A 429-nucleotide genomic window follows, 5' to 3' on the forward strand; every position below is an offset into this window, starting at 1 on the left:
ACGTCGTTCGCGTTCTTCGTCATCGGCGGCGTGATGGCGCTGTTCATGCGCGCCGAGCTCGCCCGGCCTGGTCTGCAGATCATGTCGAACGAGCAGTTCAACCAGGCGTTCACGATGCACGGCACGATCATGCTGCTGATGTTCGCGACGCCGCTGTTCGCCGGCTTCGCGAACTGGATCATGCCGCTGCAGATCGGCGCGCCGGACGTGGCCTTCCCCCGGCTGAACATGTTCGCCTACTGGCTGTACCTGTTCGGCTCGCTCATCGCGGTGGGCGGCTTCCTCACCCCGCAGGGCGCGGCCGACTTCGGCTGGTTCGCCTACAGCCCGCTCTCGGACGCGGTCCGCAGCCCGGGCATCGGCGCCGACATGTGGATCATGGGTCTGGCCTTCTCCGGCTTCGGCACCATCCTCGGCTCGGTCAACTTC

1 protein-coding gene is annotated in these 429 nt (G+C 66.4%); it reads left to right on the forward strand.

Annotation, left to right across the window (positions count from 1 at the left end; translation table 11 throughout):
• Positions 1-429, forward strand: a 429-nt coding sequence (locus tag GTY47_RS08410) for a cbb3-type cytochrome c oxidase subunit I (RefSeq protein ID WP_010037229.1), incomplete at both ends; no start/stop codon positions are given.

This window comes from Streptomyces sp. SID5464, from assembly GCF_009862985.1.
Taxonomy (GTDB): domain Bacteria; phylum Actinomycetota; class Actinomycetes; order Streptomycetales; family Streptomycetaceae; genus Streptomyces; species Streptomyces chartreusis_D.